This window comes from Hyphomicrobium sp. CS1BSMeth3, from assembly GCF_900117415.1.
Classification (GTDB): Bacteria; Pseudomonadota; Alphaproteobacteria; order Rhizobiales; family Hyphomicrobiaceae.
In genome coordinates this window covers 934,335-950,493 of the sequence record NZ_FPEI01000004.1, presented here as the reverse complement: position 1 = coordinate 950,493, position 16,159 = coordinate 934,335, and the positions used below count along the sequence as shown (strand labels likewise).

14 protein-coding genes and 1 tRNA gene are annotated in these 16,159 nt (G+C 65.0%); 13 read left to right on the top strand and 2 right to left on the bottom strand.

Annotated features, from left to right (window positions below):
* The first annotated feature begins 124 nt into the window (after positions 1-124).
* The 6 genes from dapF to CS1BSM3_RS08715 all read left to right on the top strand — a co-directional run bounded on the left by dapF (position 125) and on the right by CS1BSM3_RS08715 (position 5,634).
* Positions 125-991 (top strand): diaminopimelate epimerase, encoded by an 867-nt coding sequence (gene dapF, locus CS1BSM3_RS08740; protein WP_072386767.1) that lies wholly within the window; start codon positions 125-127, stop codon positions 989-991.
* A 7-nt stretch (positions 992-998) separates the two neighbouring features.
* Positions 999-2,333 (top strand): tRNA (N(6)-L-threonylcarbamoyladenosine(37)-C(2))-methylthiotransferase MtaB, encoded by a 1,335-nt coding sequence (mtaB, locus tag CS1BSM3_RS08735; RefSeq protein ID WP_083528446.1) that lies wholly within the window; start codon positions 999-1,001, stop codon positions 2,331-2,333.
* Entirely contained in the window at positions 2,330-3,481 is a 1,152-nt protein-coding gene (gene ftsY, locus CS1BSM3_RS08730; RefSeq protein WP_072386586.1) for a signal recognition particle-docking protein FtsY, read from the top strand. Before mtaB ends, ftsY begins: the two co-directional genes overlap by 4 nt.
* Before the next feature lie 83 nt (positions 3,482-3,564).
* The gene (locus tag CS1BSM3_RS08725; RefSeq protein WP_072386585.1) at positions 3,565-4,197 is read left to right on the top strand and encodes an inner membrane-spanning protein YciB; all 633 of its coding nucleotides are present in this window, start codon (positions 3,565-3,567) and stop codon (positions 4,195-4,197) included.
* Positions 4,198-4,298: 101 nt separating this feature from the next.
* Complete coding sequence (locus CS1BSM3_RS08720; protein WP_072386584.1) at positions 4,299-4,913, top strand: septation protein A; 615 nt, start codon at positions 4,299-4,301, stop codon at positions 4,911-4,913.
* Between the two features lie 256 nt (positions 4,914-5,169).
* The gene (locus tag CS1BSM3_RS08715) at positions 5,170-5,634 is read left to right on the top strand and encodes a MarR family winged helix-turn-helix transcriptional regulator (RefSeq protein WP_072386765.1); all 465 of its coding nucleotides are present in this window, start codon (positions 5,170-5,172) and stop codon (positions 5,632-5,634) included.
* A gap of 80 nt (positions 5,635-5,714) precedes the next feature.
* On the opposite strand, the gene CS1BSM3_RS08710 is transcribed toward CS1BSM3_RS08715, so the two are convergent.
* On the bottom strand, positions 5,715-6,755 hold the full coding sequence (locus CS1BSM3_RS08710) for an aspartate-semialdehyde dehydrogenase (RefSeq protein WP_072386583.1): 1,041 nt from the start codon (positions 6,753-6,755) through the stop codon (positions 5,715-5,717).
* A gap of 355 nt (positions 6,756-7,110) precedes the next feature.
* On the opposite strand from CS1BSM3_RS08710, the gene CS1BSM3_RS08705 reads away from it, so the two are divergent.
* A complete protein-coding gene (locus CS1BSM3_RS08705) occupies positions 7,111-7,590 on the top strand; it encodes a DUF1178 family protein (protein ID WP_348532894.1) in 480 nt (159 codons plus the stop codon).
* Between the two features lie 99 nt (positions 7,591-7,689).
* Positions 7,690-7,779, top strand: a tRNA-Ser gene (locus tag CS1BSM3_RS08700).
* 158 nt (positions 7,780-7,937) lie between these two features.
* On the opposite strand, the gene CS1BSM3_RS08695 is transcribed toward CS1BSM3_RS08700, so the two are convergent.
* Positions 7,938-9,410, bottom strand: a complete 1,473-nt coding sequence (locus CS1BSM3_RS08695) for an AMP nucleosidase (protein WP_072386582.1) — start codon at positions 9,408-9,410, stop codon at positions 7,938-7,940.
* A gap of 329 nt (positions 9,411-9,739) precedes the next feature.
* Between CS1BSM3_RS08695 and CS1BSM3_RS08690 the strand changes: the two genes are divergently transcribed.
* The 5 genes from CS1BSM3_RS08690 (at position 9,740) to CS1BSM3_RS08670 (ending at position 16,103) form a co-directional block, all read left to right on the top strand.
* Positions 9,740-11,710, top strand: coding sequence for a primary-amine oxidase (locus CS1BSM3_RS08690; protein WP_083528445.1), 1,971 nt, complete (start codon positions 9,740-9,742; stop codon positions 11,708-11,710).
* Between the two features lie 332 nt (positions 11,711-12,042).
* Positions 12,043-12,837, top strand: a complete 795-nt coding sequence (locus CS1BSM3_RS08685) for a polysaccharide deacetylase family protein (RefSeq protein WP_083528444.1) — start codon at positions 12,043-12,045, stop codon at positions 12,835-12,837.
* Positions 12,838-13,115: 278 nt separating this feature from the next.
* Positions 13,116-14,333, top strand: coding sequence for an MFS transporter (locus CS1BSM3_RS08680; RefSeq protein ID WP_210188751.1), 1,218 nt, complete (start codon positions 13,116-13,118; stop codon positions 14,331-14,333).
* A gap of 276 nt (positions 14,334-14,609) precedes the next feature.
* Positions 14,610-14,930 carry a 2Fe-2S iron-sulfur cluster-binding protein gene (locus tag CS1BSM3_RS08675; RefSeq protein ID WP_072386580.1) on the top strand — a complete coding sequence of 107 codons (321 nt, stop codon included), beginning with the start codon at positions 14,610-14,612 and terminating at the stop codon, positions 14,928-14,930.
* 108 nt (positions 14,931-15,038) lie between these two features.
* Positions 15,039-16,103, top strand: a complete 1,065-nt coding sequence (locus tag CS1BSM3_RS08670) for an NAD(P)/FAD-dependent oxidoreductase (RefSeq protein WP_072386579.1) — start codon at positions 15,039-15,041, stop codon at positions 16,101-16,103.
* Positions 16,104-16,159 lie beyond the last annotated feature (56 nt).

The window sequence follows — 16,159 nt, the reverse complement described above, 5'->3', positions numbered from 1 at the left end:
CAGGCTGAGATGGGGGCATCGGGCGGTGGACAGGAACTGAACAGGCGTGGAAATGGGCCCATGCGGCCCCGTGCGCACCGGCAAGGCGATTGTGCCGGCGCCTGATTTTCCCATATATGGGCGCATGAGCGCGCCCTCGGCAATCCGCTATGCAAAGATGAACGGCCTCGGCAACGAGATCGTGGTCGTCGATCTGCGCGGATCGTCCAAGCGCTTCAAGGCCGAGGAAGCGGCCGCCATCGCCGCCCGGCCCGAGACGCACTTCGACCAGATGATGGTCCTGCACGATCCGCCGCTGACGGGGCTCGACGCCCAGATCCTGATCTACAACACGGACGGTTCCTTGGCGCAGGCCTGCGGGAACGGCACGCGGTGCGTGGGCCTGCTGGCTGCGCGCGATACGGGGCGGTCCGACTTCAAGTACGAGACGGCCGGCGGACTGCTCGACGTGCACGTGACGAACCCTGGGTCGATCTCGGTCGATATGGGCCAGCCGCGCTTTGGCTGGCAGGATATTCCGCTCTCCGAGCCCTTTCACGATACGCGCCGCATCGAGCTGCAGGTCGGGCCGGCCGACAAGCCGATCATCCATTCGCCGGCCGTCGTGAATGTCGGCAATCCGCACGCCGTGTTCTGGGTGGATGATCCCGCGGTGATCGATATCGGCCGGATCGGGCCCATGCTGGAGTACCACCCGCTCTTTCCCGAGCGCGCCAACATCTCCATTGCCCGAATCGACAGCCGCGAGGCCATTACGCTGCGCACATGGGAGCGGGGCACGGGCCTCACGCGCGCCTGCGGCTCGGCGGCGTGCGCGGCGGCGGTATCTGCGGCGCGTATCGGTCTCACGGATCGCAAGGTGACGGTGACGCTGCCCGGTGGCCCACTCGTCATCGAGTGGCGCGCGGACAACCACATCATCATGACCGGCCCGGCCGAGCTCGAGCACGAGGGGACGCTCGATCAGATCCCGCTCATGGCAGCGGGCTGAGCCGGGCATGGAGGACACCACCGCCATCGCCGCGCCGATCGAGGATGCCGTGGAGGCATTCGACAGCGAGCCTGCGCGCAGTTCGGTCGATGGTGTCGAGATCATCACGCTCGGCTGCCGGCTCAATGCCTATGAGTCCGAGGTCATGCGGGGCCATGCGGCTGCGGCGGGCCTCGGCGATGCCATCATCATCAACACGTGCGCGGTGACGGCCGAGGCCGTGCGCCAGGCGCGTCAGGCCATCCGCAAGGCGCGGCGTTCAAATCCTTCGGCGCGCATTGTCGTCACGGGATGTGCGGCGCAGATCGAGCCGCAGAATTTCGCCGCCATGCCCGAGGTCGATCATGTGATCGGCAATGGCGAGAAGGTTGCCGCGCAGACATGGACGGCGCTCGCGACCGGCGACAGCCCGCGCGTCGCCGTCAACGACATCATGTCCGTGCGTGAGACGGCGGGGCATCTGGAGACGGGCTTCGGCAGCCGCGCGCGCGCCTTCGTGCAGATCCAGAACGGCTGTGATCACCGCTGCACGTTCTGCATCATTCCTTATGGGCGCGGGCCCTCACGCTCGGTGCCGGCGGGCGCTGTGGTCTCCGAGATCCGCTCGCTGGTTGCGGCAGGCCATGCCGAGGTCGTGCTGACGGGCGTCGATCTTACGTCCTGGGGCTCGGACCTGCCGGCGACGCCGCGGCTCGGCAGTCTCGTGCGGCGCATTCTGCGCCTCGTGCCCGAGCTCAAGCGCCTGCGCATCTCGTCGATCGACAGCATCGAGGCCGATGCCGAGCTGATCGAGGCCATCGCGAGCGAGCCGCGCCTCATGCCGCATCTGCATCTCTCGCTGCAGGCCGGCGACGACATGATCCTCAAGCGCATGAAGCGCCGCCACCTGCGCGATGATGCCATCCGCTTCTGTGATGAAGTGCGGCGTTTGCGGCCCGACATCGCGATCACCGCCGACCTGATCGCCGGCTTCCCGACCGAGACGGAGACCATGTTCGCCAACACGCTCGATCTCGTCGAGCGCTGTGGTCTCGCGGGCATCCATGCCTTTCCATTCTCGCCGCGCACGGGGACGCCGGCGGCGCGCATGCCGCAGGTGGATCGGGCGATGGTGAAGGCGCGCGCCGAGCGCCTGCGGGCTGCGGGACAATGCGCCACAGAGCGCCACCTCGGATCACAGATCGGCCGTGAATTATCGGTACTTATCGAGAAGCCGGGGCTCGGCCGCGCGGAGGATTTCACCGAGGTGCGCCTTGCCGATACGCACCCGGTTGGCCATATCGTTCAGGTACGCGCAGGCGGCCATGACGGTCGGCGGCTCTGGGCGAAAGGTGGATCGTGAGCGCACCGGAAGAGAAGAAGCGCGGCTTGTTCGGGCGCCTGTTCGGCGGCGCGCAAACGCCTGCGCCTCAGCCCGCTCCTGAAGTCGAGACGAAGCCAGAGCTCAAACCTGAGGCCAAACCCGAGCCTGCAGCCGCAGATGCGCGCGTAGAGCCGGCCGCGGCGGCTTCCGTGGTTGTCGTCGAAGCCCCGTCTCCCGACAGTAATGCGAAAGCGGAACCCGCCCCCGCGCAGAAGGGCGGTTGGTTCTCGCGCCTCAAGGCCGGCCTCACCAAGACATCGTCGAAGCTCTCCGAGGGCATCACCGGCCTCTTCACGAAGAGCCGCCTCGATATCGATACGCTCGATGATCTCGAGGATGTGCTCATCCAGGCCGACCTCGGTGTCGAGACGGCGTCGCGCATTACGACGACGCTCTCCCAGGGTCGCTATGCCAAGGGCATCTCGCAGGAGGACGTGCGCACCGTTCTGGCCGAGGAGGTCGAGCGCGTTCTCGTGCCGGTGGCCAAGCCGCTCGTGCTCGATACGTCACACAAACCGCACGTCATCCTCGTCGTCGGCGTCAACGGCGCCGGCAAGACGACGACGATCGGCAAGCTCGCGCAGCAGTTCAAGCGTGCGGGGCGCTCGGTGATGATGGCGGCGGGAGATACCTTCCGCGCGGCCGCCATCGACCAGCTCAAGATCTGGGGCGAGCGTACGGGCTCGCCCGTCGTCGCCCACAAGGTCGGCGCCGATGCCGCGGGTCTTGCCTTCGACGCGCTCAAGGCGGCGCAGGAGGCCAAGAGCGACGTCCTTCTCATCGATACGGCCGGGCGGCTGCAGAACAAGCAGGGGCTCATGGACGAGCTCGAGAAGGTCGTCCGTGTTCTGCGCAAGATCGACCCTACTGCACCGCACACGGTCCTCCTGGTGCTCGATGCGACAACGGGGCAGAATGCGCTCTCCCAAGTCGAGGTATTCAAGGACAGAGCAGGCGTGACCGGGCTCGTCATGACGAAGCTCGACGGCACGGCGCGGGGTGGCATCCTCGTCGCCATCTCGGCGCGTTTCGGCTTGCCCGTGCACGCCGTCGGTGTCGGCGAAGCCGCGGACGATCTCCAACCCTTCGATCCCAAGGAATTTGCGCGGGCTATTGCGGTCGGTTAATCAGTCGCGGCGACAATGACAACGGTGGCTGCCATCTTCTGGGGCGCCATCTGAGCGAGGAAGCAAGGGCTAGGACGCGGTTCATGGGGTGGTTGACGAAGCATTATCCATTCAACCGAATCCAGACCGTCAACATCCTCGGTGAGATGGGACCGCTGGTGGCGATGTTTCTCGTCAACGGCATCTGGGGTATCGCGGCCGGCACCTGGGCGCTGATCGGCACGACGCTCATCGCACTCATTGCGACATTGGCCATCCTGGGCCGTCCGCCGGTCATGCCGTTCATAGCGGGCGCGGTGAGCATCACGTTCGGCGTGCTGACGCTGATCACGGGCGACCCCAAGTGGGTACAGATCAAGGTCACGCTCTTCAATACGCTCGTCGCGGCGCTCCTCTGGTGGGGCCTCAAGACCGACCGCAACTTCTTCCGCTTCGTCTTCGGGACGACGTTCCACTACACCCAGGAAGGCTGGAACAAGCTGACGGCCAACCTCGCCTGGTTCTTCCTCGCGACGGCCGCCTGCAACGAGGCGGTGCGCATCGGGTTCGAGCACACTCAGTTCTGGGCTCTCAATCGGCTCTTTACCGGCGTCGATGTCTGGATCCTGTTCAAGCTGTTCGTCGTGATGCCCATGACGGCGATCTATCTCTGGTGGCAGGTGCGCGTGCTGCAGCGCTATCGCATCCCCGTGGAGAACAAGCCCGGCAACCAGTAGCGTGCTGTGATGGCGTGCCGGGGCCATAGGGGCCGACTATATGGCCCGCCCGTGCGCCGGCGACGCCTTCATGCGCCGCTGAACGGCTGAGGAGATACACGATGAGCGTCGATGCTCCCCGCGATGGCCATGGCGCTTCGCCCCCGGCAACCGACAGCAAGCAGTTCGCCAAGCTCCTTGTCGATCTGGCGCCGCTGCTCCTGTTTTTTGCCGCCTACATGGCCGCGGGGATCTACGTCGCGACGGCGGTGCTCATGGCGGCGACGGTCGTCTCGATGATCGTCTCGCGGGTCTGGCTCGGCCATATCTCGGCGACGCTGGTGCTGACCACCGTTCTGGTCGTGGGTTTCGGCGCGCTGACGCTCTGGCTCAACGATGCCCGTTTCATCAAGATGAAGCCGACGATGGTCAATCTGCTGTTCGCCATCGCGCTGGGCGGCGGATTGCTCACGGGTCGGAACTTCCTTCAGCTCCTGCTCGGCCAGGCATTCCGGCTGACGGAGGACGGCTGGCGCAAGCTCACGTACCGCTGGATCGGCTTTTTCCTCGCCATGGCCGTGCTCAACGAGATCGTCTGGCGCAACTTCAGCGAGGGGACCTGGGCGAGCTTCAAGGTCTTCGGCATTCTGCCCATCACAGTCATCTTCGCCATGCTGCAGGTCGGCCTCATTCATCGCCACGGCCTCGACACGCAGGACGACGGGTCGCAGACCTAGTCCCTGTATGACAGCAGTTCGTATTTGATCTGATCGGATAGATCTGTTTCTATCCTGTGCGATGGATTCGCCCATCGGGACCTCTCCGGCGCGCATTTGGCGTGGACGAGGCGCGAGTGCTTGTTCCGTAACAATAATCTACCAGCGGTGTCCGCTCACACCGATGGCTTCGGGCAATGCAGCGAGTCCGTTCAAAGGGACCTTCACGATGACGGCGATCACTCAGATGAAACAAAAAACGCGTCAGAATGCTCCGATGGCCGAGCCCGCGGCTCTCGTGCGATCGCCTATCCATCTGCTGCACAGGGCCGGCCAGTGCGCCGGCGATATTTTTGCCAGCGAGATGGCCAATCTCGACCTGACGCCGCGCCAGTTCGCCGTCCTGCTGACGGTCGCCCAGAACGAGGGGCTGAGCCAGACGGACCTCGTCGAGCTGACGGGCATCGACCGCTCGACGCTCGCCGACATCGTTCGCCGGATGCTTAAGAAGGGGCTGCTGCAGCGCCGCCGGACGCGTGAGGACGCCCGTGCCTATGCCGTGAAGCTCACCGACGAGGGCACGCGCATTCTCGCGGCGGCACGCCCCAAGGTCGAGGCCGTCGACGCGCGCATCCTGGCCGTACTCTCGGCAGGGCAGCAGGCGACGCTGGTCGAGGATCTCAAGTCGATCGTGAGTGCGCTCCTCACGCCGAGCAACAAGGAAGCGGACCGGCGCGAGTAGCTGAAGCGTCGGACCTCGAATGCGACCCCCGGTTTGATGCGGGCTCAAAGTCGCATTCGAGATCCAAAGATGCTTCAGGCTCAGGCTGCTTTGGCGAGCAGTTTGCGGTTCACCAGCGTCTCGGCGATCTGGACCGTGTTGAGCGCCGCCCCCTTGAGCAGGTTGTCCGACACGATCCACATGGCGAGACCGTTCTCGACGGTCGCATCCTCGCGGATGCGCGAGACGTAGGTCGCGAACTCGCCTGCCGCCTCGACCGGCGTCACGTAGCCGCCCGGCTCGCGCTTGTCGACGACCATGATCCCCGGAGCCTCGCGCAGGATGGAGCGCGCCTCGGCGACCGTCATCTGCCGCTCGAATTCGAGGTTCACGGCCTCGGAGTGGCCGACGAAGACGGGCACGCGCACGCAGGTGGCCGTCACCTTGATCTTGGGATCGAGGATCTTCTTGGTCTCGGCCAGCATCTTCCATTCCTCTTTCGTGTAGCCGTCCTCCATGAAGACGTCGATCTGAGGAATGCAGTTGAAGGCAATCTGCTTCGGGAACTTCTTCGGCTCATATTCCTGGCCGGGGACGTACTTGCCCTTGGTCTGGGCCCAAAGCTCGTCCATGGCCTCCTTGCCGGCGCCGGAAACCGACTGATACGTCGAGACGACGACGCGCTTGATCCGCGCGGCATCGTGCAGCGGCTTGAGGGCCACCACCATCTGCGCCGTCGAGCAGTTCGGATTGGCGATGATGTTCTTGCGGTTCTTGCGCGCCATGTACTCGACGAGCACGTCGGCGTTGCACTCGGGCACGATCAACGGCACGTCGACGTCGTAGCGCCACGCCGAGGAATTATCGATGACGATGCAGCCCGTTGCGCCGATGCGCGGGCTCCACTCCTTGGAGACGGTACCGCCGGCCGACATCAGGGCGAAGTCGACCTTCGAGAAGTCGAACGTCTCCAGATCCTGGCATTTGAGCGTTTTCTCGCCGAACGTCACTTCGACGCCGACCGAGCGGCGCGAGGCAAGCGCATAGACCTCGTCGACGGGGAATTCCCGTTCGGCGAGCACGTTCAGCATTTCCCGGCCTACATTGCCGGTGGCACCAATGATGGCGACCTTGTAGCCCATGTCGGTTCCCCTGGAGGGTCGGCGCGCTTATCCCGGCAACATGAATCGCCATGTCGGCCTGCGAAGCGCTGCCGTCAATTAGCGATTTGATGCCCGAGCGGCAAGGGGAAGCACGCAGATTGCGGCCATTTGAGGCCTGCGGACCCCATGCCGGGCGGTGTAATATGCTCTTATGGGATCGTAAACCACGCTCCCAGGAATTGATGCTTTGTTGGTCCACTCTTGACGGAAACTGGTGTTCTTCTATGACGTTCGTGCCGGTCGGCGCGCGTGCGGGTGCCAGCCTGCGCGGGGAGTTCAGTACGTAGCCGAGGGCGCGCGCCATTGGGTGCTGCGAGACCCGGCTCGAGAGGTGATGATGATCCGCTATCAACTCAATTGCGCCGAGGGACACACCTTCGAGGCCTGGTTCAGCTCCAGCAAGGGGTATGACGCCCAGGTGCGGCGCAAGCAGGTGACCTGCCCGTTCTGCGGTACGGCGGAGGTCAAGAAGGCCATCATGGCGCCGCGCGTCGCCCGCTCGCGGAGCCGCAAGGCTTCCGTCCCTGTCGAAGCACCTGCAGCGCCTGTGCCCGTTCCTGCGCGCGAGCCGCAGCACATGCTCAATGGCGAGCAGCGCAAGCTCCTCGCGCAGATGCGTCAGCTCCGTGACGAGATGCTGTCGAAATCCGACTATGTCGGACCGCGCTTTGCGGAGGAGGCACGGCGCATCCACAACGAGGAAGCGCCGGCGCGGGGCATCCATGGCGAGGCGACACCCGAAGAGGTGGCCGAGCTCAAGGAGGAGGGCGTCGAGGTCTATCCCGTGCCCGTTCTTCCCGAAGATCACAACTGAAGGCGGCTTGCGGCATCGCCAGGTTTTCCAGTGCGGTTTGGTGCTGATGGCGGTTCGCGATTTCGCCTGTCGGGCGCTTCGACTAGAGTGCGCCCCGACGGATGGGTGGCCGAGTGGTTTAAGGCAGCGGTCTTGAAAACCGCCGTGGGTTCACGCCCACCGGGGGTTCGAATCCCTCCCCATCCGCCACCCTGCGCCCTTCGGGCTTCGGGTGGCACGCCACGCAAAAACATGGATTGGGCGTAGGGTGATCTCCCGAAGCTGCGCAGCAGCGCAGGGAGACTGCCCTTTGGGCTTCGGGTGGCAGGCCATCCTGCTTCGCTCTTCGAGCTTCGCAGGATTGAAACCTACCGGAATGGGGGCTCGTCGAAGCTGCGGAGCTTGCGGGAGTGCAGCGTATTGAGCTGCCCGCGCAGGAGATCGACGGCCGCGAGCCCGATCTTCAGATGCTCGCCGACCGCGCGCTGATAGAAGCTCGTCGCCGCGCCCGGCAGCTTGATCTCGCCATGCAGCGGCTTGTCCGAGACGCACAGCAGCGTGCCGTAGGGTACGCGCAGCCGATAGCCCTGCGTCGCGAGGGCTGAGCTCTCCATGTCGACGGCAATGGCGCGGCCGAGATTGATGCGGCGGCGCTCCTGTGACCAGCGGAGCTCCCAATTGCGGTCGTCGTAGCTGACCACCGTGCCGGTGCGCAGGCGCCGCTTCAATGCTTCCCCGCGCTCGCCGGTGACGTGCGCCGCGGCCTCCTGCAAAGCCACCTGCACCTCGGCGAGCGCCGGCACCGGAACTTCGAGCGGCACCTGATCGTCGAGAATGCGGTCACGCCGCAGATAGCCGTGGGCGAGGACATAGTCGCCGATGGTCTGCGACTGCCGCAGGCCGCCGCAATGGCCGATCATGAGCCAGCAGTGGGGCCGCAGCACTGCGAGATGGTCGGTCGCGGTTTTGGCGTTCGAAGGGCCTACGCCGATATTGATCAGCGTGATGCCGCCCGCCGTGTCGGCGCGCAGCAGATTGTAGGCGGGCATCTGGTAGCGGTGCCAAGGTGTGGCCGCCGCGGCCGCGATGGATGACTGCGCGTCTGCGCCGCGGCGAATGCTGCTGCCGCCTGGCAACACCAGCTCGGCATAGGGGCTGTCCGGCCGGCGGAGCTCGCTCAGGCTCCAGTCCACGAACTGGTCGACGTACCGCTGGTAGTTGGTGAAGAGGATCCAAGGCTGGATCGTGCGCCAATCGGTGCCGGTGTAGTGCGTGAGGCGGCGCAGGGAGAAATCGACACGCACGGCATCGAACAAGGCGAGCGGGCGCGGGCGCCCCGTTTCGAACTGCCATAGTCCGTCCGCGATCTCGTCGCCGACGTTGGCCAGCAGCGGCGTCGGGAAATGTCGTGCGAGCTCGGCGACGGACAGCTTGCCGTGAACGAACTCGTCGCCGGCCTCGGTCACGAAAGGATAGGGGATCTCCTGATCGCTCGAGCGCACGTCGATATGCGCGCCGAATTCGGCAACGAGCGGCCGGAGCTGCTCGAGCAGATAGCCTCGGAAAAAGCCCGGCTGCGTGACGGTGGTGGCGTAGATGCCGGGGACCTGGAACTTTGCCCATGCGCGCCGGGTAAAGGGAACGGCCTCGCTCGGCTGCCAATCCACGCGCAGCTCCGGATAGCGGAAGGAAGCGCGCTCATCGGAGGTCGGAACGACGCCGCTCGTGGCGTAGCGGGAGAGCGCATCGCGGAGTGCCCTGCACGCGGCAGCGTGATCGCGCTCCAGCCGATCGACGGCCTCCTCCGGTGTCAGTCCCGGACGACTACTCGTGAAACCCATGCCGCAATCACCAGCCGCTGAATGCCTTTCATACAGTGGTAGACCTCGGGACGCAGATGCGCAAATCGATGGGCGAGCCACCCTAACGCCCTTCGGGCTTCGGGTGGCAGGCCATCCTGCTTCGCTCTCCGAGCTTCGCAGGATTGGGGCGTCTTCTGGGGCGAAGCAGGATGCCCTCCGAAGCTTCAGCGAAGGAGGGCCGCCTCCAAATTCGGCAGCGTCGGCCAGTTCCTTGCGCTTGCCTCTGGCTCTCCTGGCCCGCACACTGCCCTCAGCTACCGGAGGATCCGCAAGGCACTCGGGAAGTGCTGATCGAGGAGGTGCGTACTATGTCCGACCTGCAAACGGCATCGCAGAGTTGCTGCTCGACGTCCGCCCGCCCCACGGGGTCTGAAATCAGGCACCCGCTCCAACCGCTGAGCCCCGACGAGATCCGCCGCGTCGCGGACATCGTCCGCCGAAATCCGTCCTACGAGGATGCGATCCGCTTCGAGACCATCGAGCTGCTCGAGCCGAGCAAGGAGGAGGTCCGCGCTTTCAAACCGGGAAGCCCGATACGTCGCCGTGCCCGCGTGAACGTCTCGAGCGCGCGCAAGGTCAGCGTGACCAAGATGACGGTCGATCTCGCGAGCGGCGAAGTGCTCTCGCGCAAGGTGCTGGACGGTCAGCGCCCCATGATCCAGCTCGAGCAGTTCCTGGTCATCGAGGGCCTTGTCCGCGCCGATCCCGGATTCATCGCGGCGTGCGCCAAGCGCGGCATCACGGATATGGAGCAGGTCTGCGTCGATCCCTGGTCGGCGGGCTCGTTCAGCATACCCGGCGAGGAGGGGCGCTTTCTGTGCCACGTCTTCTGTTGGCTGCGCTTGAGGAAGAACGAGGCCTTCTATGCGCACCCGATCGAGGGCCTCAATGCCGTCATCGATCTCAACAGCGGCAAGGTCATTCGCATCGACGACTACGGCGTCACGCCGATCCCGATGACCGAGTACAACTACGAGCGCGAGTTCCTGACCGAGTTCCAGCCGCCGGCGAAGCCGATCAACGTGGTGCAGCCCGAGGGCGTCAATTTCTCCTTCGACGGCCCGAGCCTGAAATGGCGCAACTGGTCGCTCGTCGTGGGCTTCAATGCGCGCGAGGCACTGACGCTGCATGATGTGCGGTTCAACGGCCGTCCGGTCGTTCACCGCGCTTCGATCGTCGAGATGACGGTGCCTTACGGTACGCCGGAGGGCGGGCATTTCCGAAAGAACGTGTTCGATGTCGGCGAGTACGGCGTCGGCAAGCTCGCCAACTCGCTGCGGCTCGGATGCGATTGCCTCGGCGTCATTCACTACATCGATGCGCACCTCAACAAGATCGACGGCGAGCCCTGGACGATCGAGAACGCCATCTGCGTGCACGAGGAGGATGCGGGGCTCGTCTGGAAGCACACCGACTTCCGCACCGAGCGGGTCGAGTCCCGCCGCGGCAGCCGCCTCGTGGTCTCGACGATCTGCACGGTCGGCAACTACGAGTACGGCTTCTATTGGTATCTCTACCTCGACGGCACGATCGAGCATGAGGTGAAGGCGACGGGCGTCATCAACACGGCGGCCTGCGTTCCCGGCCAGCCCGGGAAGTATGCGCGCGAAGTGGCGCCGGGGCTCATGGGCCATATCCACCAGCACATTCTCTGCGCGCGGCTCGACATGGCCGTCGATGGGGATCGCAACAGCTTCGTCGAGTGCAACACGTACGCGGAACCGCTCGGGCCGGCCAATCCGTATGGAAATGCCTTCTATGAGGAAGAGACGGTTCTGAAGCGCGAGAGCGCGGCGGCGCGACGTTCCGAGCCCGCGTCAATGCGCTACTGGAAGGTCATCAATCCGAACAAGCGCAATCGCGCCGGCACGCCGGTCGGCTACAAGCTGCACGCCCCGCACTGCGTGACGCCGTTCGTGCATCCGGACTCGCCTTCGGGACAGCGCATGGGCTTCACGCAGAACCACGTCTGGGTGACGGCGTTCGACAGCGAGGAGCGCTACCCGTCCGGCGACTTCGTCAATCACTCCGATGGCTCGGGAGATATTCGCTCCTTCGTGGCCAAAGATCGCCCGATCGAGAACACGGACATCGTGCTCTGGCACGTCTTCGGTCTCCACCATCCGGTGCGGGTCGAGGACTTTCCCGTGCAGCCCTGCGTCATGACGGGCTTCAAGCTCATGCCGTTCGGGTTCTTCGACGGCAATCCGGCCATCAACCTCGCGCCCGAGGTCAACGCCGCGAGCTGCCACGCCAAGGCCAATGGTGCGCATGGCTGATCTCGGCTGTTACTTTCCTGCCACGCGTGGGCGCCGCGATGGGGTGTGCATGGCAAAGCGGCTTGGGCCCGTGTCGGGCTTGCGATAGCATTGTAGATCCACTCTTCCGGACGGTTTTTGTCCGGCTGGTGTGATGATTGAGAAATTCGCCACCTTTCGTGGCACCGCATCGAGCGAATTTCTCGATCTGAATCACACCAGCAAGAAGATGCTTCCAGTGTCCCTTTTGATTCCGAAGTTCGCTCGGGACGCCAGCATCGAGGTGGGGCGAACTTCGGAATCGGGACACTGGGCGACGATTGTTTGTTTCCGCGTTTGTAGATTGGGTCGTCATGAATGATTTGGCGTGGAGTGCGTTGGTGCGCCCCGTCCGGGGGATCGCGAGGCGCGCGTTCGGCATCGAGTTCGACGAGCTGATGTGCCTCGGATGCAGCGTCGTTCGTCGCTTCGATGCATCGCCTCATGTGAGCATCAGCTTCGACGATAGCCCTCGGCCCGACACGACGTTCGAGCTTCTCGAGGCGCTCGCCCAATACAACACCAAAGCCACCTTCTTCGTGATCGGCGATCATGCGCGCCGCTATCCGGATATCGTGCGAAAGATCCAGGCGGACGGGCACGAGATCGGGAACCACACTCAGCACCATCGGGATCTGCATCGGGTTTCGCCGCGGCTCCTCGCCCGGGAGATCCTGCAGTGCCAGCGGACCTTGCAGGAGATCCTTGGCGCGCGGCCCAAACTTTTTCGGGCGCCCTACGGTCATTTCAGATGGGACATGCGCGACCGGGCGAGATTGGGCTCGATAGAGGCGCTCGTCGGATGGGACGTTGCGCCTCCCTATGCGGAGAGCGACCCCGAGATCATTGCCGACTATGTGCTCGAGCGGGTGAGGCCGGGCTCGATCATCCTTTTGCACGATGGATTGTCAGGCGTCGGAGGGGCCATCTCCAAGGGGGCCGGAAGAGCGGCCGCGGCCAGCCTGCACCTGATCATTCCCGAGCTCCAGCGGCGCGGCCTCATGACCGTGCCGATCGGGCAGCAGTTGGCGGATTTTGCCGGTGCGCCGCATCGGTCGCCCGCTCCGGTGCGCCATCCCCTGTTCGGTGTCGCTTCCCCCTATGCCTGAGACGTGGCCTGCGGCGGCCTACGGCTGAAAGGCTTCGCCGCGCGCAAGGCCGACAATCCATCTCCTCGTGATCATCGCCAGAGCGCCGAGGCAGGCGGGGCAAGCCTCGGACGCGGCCGTGCATCATCTTGACCGGGAGAGGATTGTATACGATGCACTAGAGCGTCGGACCTCAATTGCGACCCGCTCGGGCCTGCCTTCGCGCCTCGAGGTATTGCTGTTCGCGCGTCGTGGTCCGCTTCCCATCATGGGACCTGGCAACCGGATCGAGCTGAACCGTGACCGCAGTCGCATCGGCACGCAAATGGGAACGGCATGAGGCAACGCTGCTCGGGCAAGTAGCGGCCGCTCATTTCGTCAGCCATTTTCACATCATGACGCTGCCGGCGCTGATCCCGTTGCTGCCGGGCCATCTCGGCGTGAGCTTCATCGAGCTCGGCTTTGCGATTACGGCCTTCAATCTCGTCTCGCTGCTCGTGCAGACGCCGCTCGGCTTCCTGACGGACCGACTGGGGGCGCCGCGTATGCTGGTGGCTGGCCTGATGCTCGGCGGCGCGAGCTTCGTGGCCCTGGCGTTCACGAAGTCGTACGTCTTCCTGATCCTCTCGATGATGAGCGCGGGCCTTGCCAACGGCGTCTATCATCCCGCGGACTACGCCATGCTCTCGCGCGGCATTCGCGGCGAGAAGATGGGGCGCGCCTTCTCCTTCCATACATTTGCGGGGTTCATCGGCGGTGCTGTCGCCCCGGCAATACTGCTGACGGCGGCCGCATTCGGGGGCGTGCCGCTGGCGTTCGCGATGTCGGGGGGCCTCGCGTTTGTCGTAGCAGGACTGCTGGCGCTCAGCCCTGCCGAGGAGGGGCAGCCGTCGCCCGCCCGCACGACGAAGACGGCCGGCGTCGCACCCGTTGGCGGGCTCAGGGGGCTGGTGACGCCCACCGTGCTCTCGCTGATGCTGCTCTTCGTGCTGCTCAACCTCTGCACCGGCGGCATCCAGAATTTCTCGGTTTCCGCGCTCACGGCCGGCTTCGGCATTGGCCTCCCCATGGCCAGCGCGGCGCTGACCGGCTTCCTGCTGGCGAGCTCACTCGGTGTGCTCGCGGGTGGCATCCTGGCCGATCGCACGCGGCGGCACGGCATCGTCGCGTCACTGGCGCTCCTGATGTCGGCGGTGCTCGTGTCATTGGTGGCCCTGGTCAATCTGCCGCAGGTCGTGCTGGTCGGCGTGATGACGGCGGCCGGCTTCCTTTTCGGCATCATCGCGCCATCGCGGGACATGCTGGTGCGGGCCGCTTCGCCCGCCGGCGCCGAGGGGCGGGTGTTCGGCATTGTTTCGACGGGTTTCAATTTCGCCGGGCTTTTGGGGCCGATGTTCTATGCCTGGCTGCTCGACCACGGCTTCTATCGCGGTATTTTTCTTGCGGCCGTCGGTTTCATGCTCGTCACGATGCTGATTACCTTCTACCAGGAGTACCGCGTACGGAGCGGGAAGTAGCGAAGTCGGCAACTTGACGGGCTTTTTCCGGGGCTTTTCTCTGGCTGGATCTCTGGCCGGCCCATGCAACCCAGGCTCGCGGCTGCAGGCAACCATCAGGCCCCGGCTTGGCTTGAAATCGCGGTCGCGAGCGGCTATGTCCGCCCAGTCTCCCCCGGCGTGACGTGCTCGAAGTCAAGGCGATCCCTCGTCTTCAGAGGCTATTTGTGCGGGGTTCGGCCTGAATGACCACCAACCGCGCGCCAGAAGGGCTGGCGTCAGGAGCCAGCACAGACGATGGTCAAAATCACATTCGTTCAAGAGGATGGCACGCGTCAGGAGGTCGAGGCCCAGCCGGGGCTGACGGTCATGGAGGCCGCCAAGACCGAGGACGTGCCCGGCATCGAGGCTGAATGCGGCGGCGCCTGCGCCTGCGCGACCTGCCACGTGTATGTGGAGCCGGAGTGGCGCGAGGCCGTTGGCCCGCCTTCGGAAATGGAAGAGGACATGCTCGACTTCGCCTTCGACGTCCGCGAGGAGAGCCGGCTGAGCTGCCAGATCCGCATCTCGGAGAAGCTCGACGGGCTCGTCGTCAAGGTGCCGAGCAAGCAGTTCTGAGGACGGCGACGGCGCCCAGGGCGCTTACGCGTCGCCGTTCGAGCTGTTGAGAATGAGGTCGATTGTCGGCGGCAGGGTCCGCCGCTTCGGCATGAACGCGAGGATGTGATGAGCGACACCAATCCCCTCCAGGCGGGCGACGACGAGACCGGCGCCCTCATCGAGACCGACGCGCTGATCATCGGCGCCGGCCCCTGCGGCCTCTTTGCCGTGTTCGAGCTCGGGCTTCTCGATATCAAGTCCCATGTCGTCGACATCCTCGACAAGGTCGGCGGGCAGTGCGCCGAGCTCTATCCCGAGAAGCCCATCTACGACATTCCCGCGCTTCCGGTGGTCACGGGTCAGGAGCTGACCGACCGGCTCATGGAGCAGATCAAGCCGTTCGGCCCGACCTTCCACCTCGGCCAGCGCATTGATGCCCTTTCGCGCGAGACAGATGGCCGCTTCCGCCTCACGACCGACCGCGGGCAGGTCTTCGTTGCCAAGGTGGTGGTCATTGCTGCGGGTGGCGGCTCTTTCACGCCGAAGCGTCCGCCACTCGAGGGCATCGAGGCCTACGAGGGGGCATCGGTCTTCTACTCTGTCCGCCGGATGAAGGACTTCGCCGATCAGGACGTGCTGATCGTCGGCGGCGGCGACAGCGCCCTCGACTGGACGCTCAACCTTCAGCCGATCGCACGCAGCCTGACGCTGCTGCATCGTCGCGACGACTTCCGCGGGGCCCCGCACTCCGTCGACAAGATGCGCGCGCTCGTCGCGAGCGGCGCCATGCGCCTGCTGATCGGCCAGGCGACCGCGCTCCACGGTGCGGACGGCCGCCTCGAGCGCGTCACGGTCAAGACCAAGGAAGGCGAGGAGCAGGTCGCCTGCACGCGGATGCTGCCGTTCTTCGGCCTGACGATGAAGCTCGGGCCTGTCGCGGACTGGGGCCTGAACCTCGAGGAGAACCTGATCCCGGTCGATACCGAGAAGTTCGAGACGAGCGTGCCGGGCATCTTCGCCATCGGCGACATCAACGCGTACCCGGGCAAGCTCAAGCTCATCCTTTCGGGCTTCCACGAGGCCGCCCTCATGTCCCAGGCGGCCCACCGGATCGTCTATCCCGACAAGAAGCTGCTCTTCCAGTACACGACGTCCTCCTCCAGTCTGCAGAAGAAGCTGGGGGTACGCTGAAGGGCGTTCGGGGCACTTCCCGAGGGAGCCCAAGTTTTGCTTGCGCCCGGGGGCGG

Bases quoted from the DNA above. Each gene is read 5' to 3' on its own strand.
- CS1BSM3_RS08720 (WP_072386584.1), top strand. From the start codon at position 4,299: ATGAGCGTCGATGCTCCCCGCGATGGCCATGGCGCTTCGCCCCCGGCA.
- CS1BSM3_RS08695 (WP_072386582.1), bottom strand. From the start codon at position 9,410: ATGGGTTTCACGAGTAGTCGTCCGGGACTGACACCGGAGGAGGCCGTC.
- CS1BSM3_RS08690 (WP_083528445.1), top strand. From the start codon at position 9,740: ATGTCCGACCTGCAAACGGCATCGCAGAGTTGCTGCTCGACGTCCGCC.
- CS1BSM3_RS08725 (WP_072386585.1), top strand. From the start codon at position 3,565: ATGGGGTGGTTGACGAAGCATTATCCATTCAACCGAATCCAGACCGTC.
- CS1BSM3_RS08715 (WP_072386765.1), top strand. From the start codon at position 5,170: ATGGCCGAGCCCGCGGCTCTCGTGCGATCGCCTATCCATCTGCTGCAC.
- mtaB (WP_083528446.1), top strand. From the start codon at position 999: ATGGAGGACACCACCGCCATCGCCGCGCCGATCGAGGATGCCGTGGAG.
- CS1BSM3_RS08705 (WP_348532894.1), top strand. From the start codon at position 7,111: ATGATGATCCGCTATCAACTCAATTGCGCCGAGGGACACACCTTCGAG.
- CS1BSM3_RS08685 (WP_083528444.1), top strand. From the start codon at position 12,043: ATGAATGATTTGGCGTGGAGTGCGTTGGTGCGCCCCGTCCGGGGGATC.
- CS1BSM3_RS08675 (WP_072386580.1), top strand. From the start codon at position 14,610: ATGGTCAAAATCACATTCGTTCAAGAGGATGGCACGCGTCAGGAGGTC.
- CS1BSM3_RS08670 (WP_072386579.1), top strand. From the start codon at position 15,039: ATGAGCGACACCAATCCCCTCCAGGCGGGCGACGACGAGACCGGCGCC.
- dapF (WP_072386767.1), top strand. From the start codon at position 125: ATGAGCGCGCCCTCGGCAATCCGCTATGCAAAGATGAACGGCCTCGGC.
- CS1BSM3_RS08710 (WP_072386583.1), bottom strand. From the start codon at position 6,755: ATGGGCTACAAGGTCGCCATCATTGGTGCCACCGGCAATGTAGGCCGG.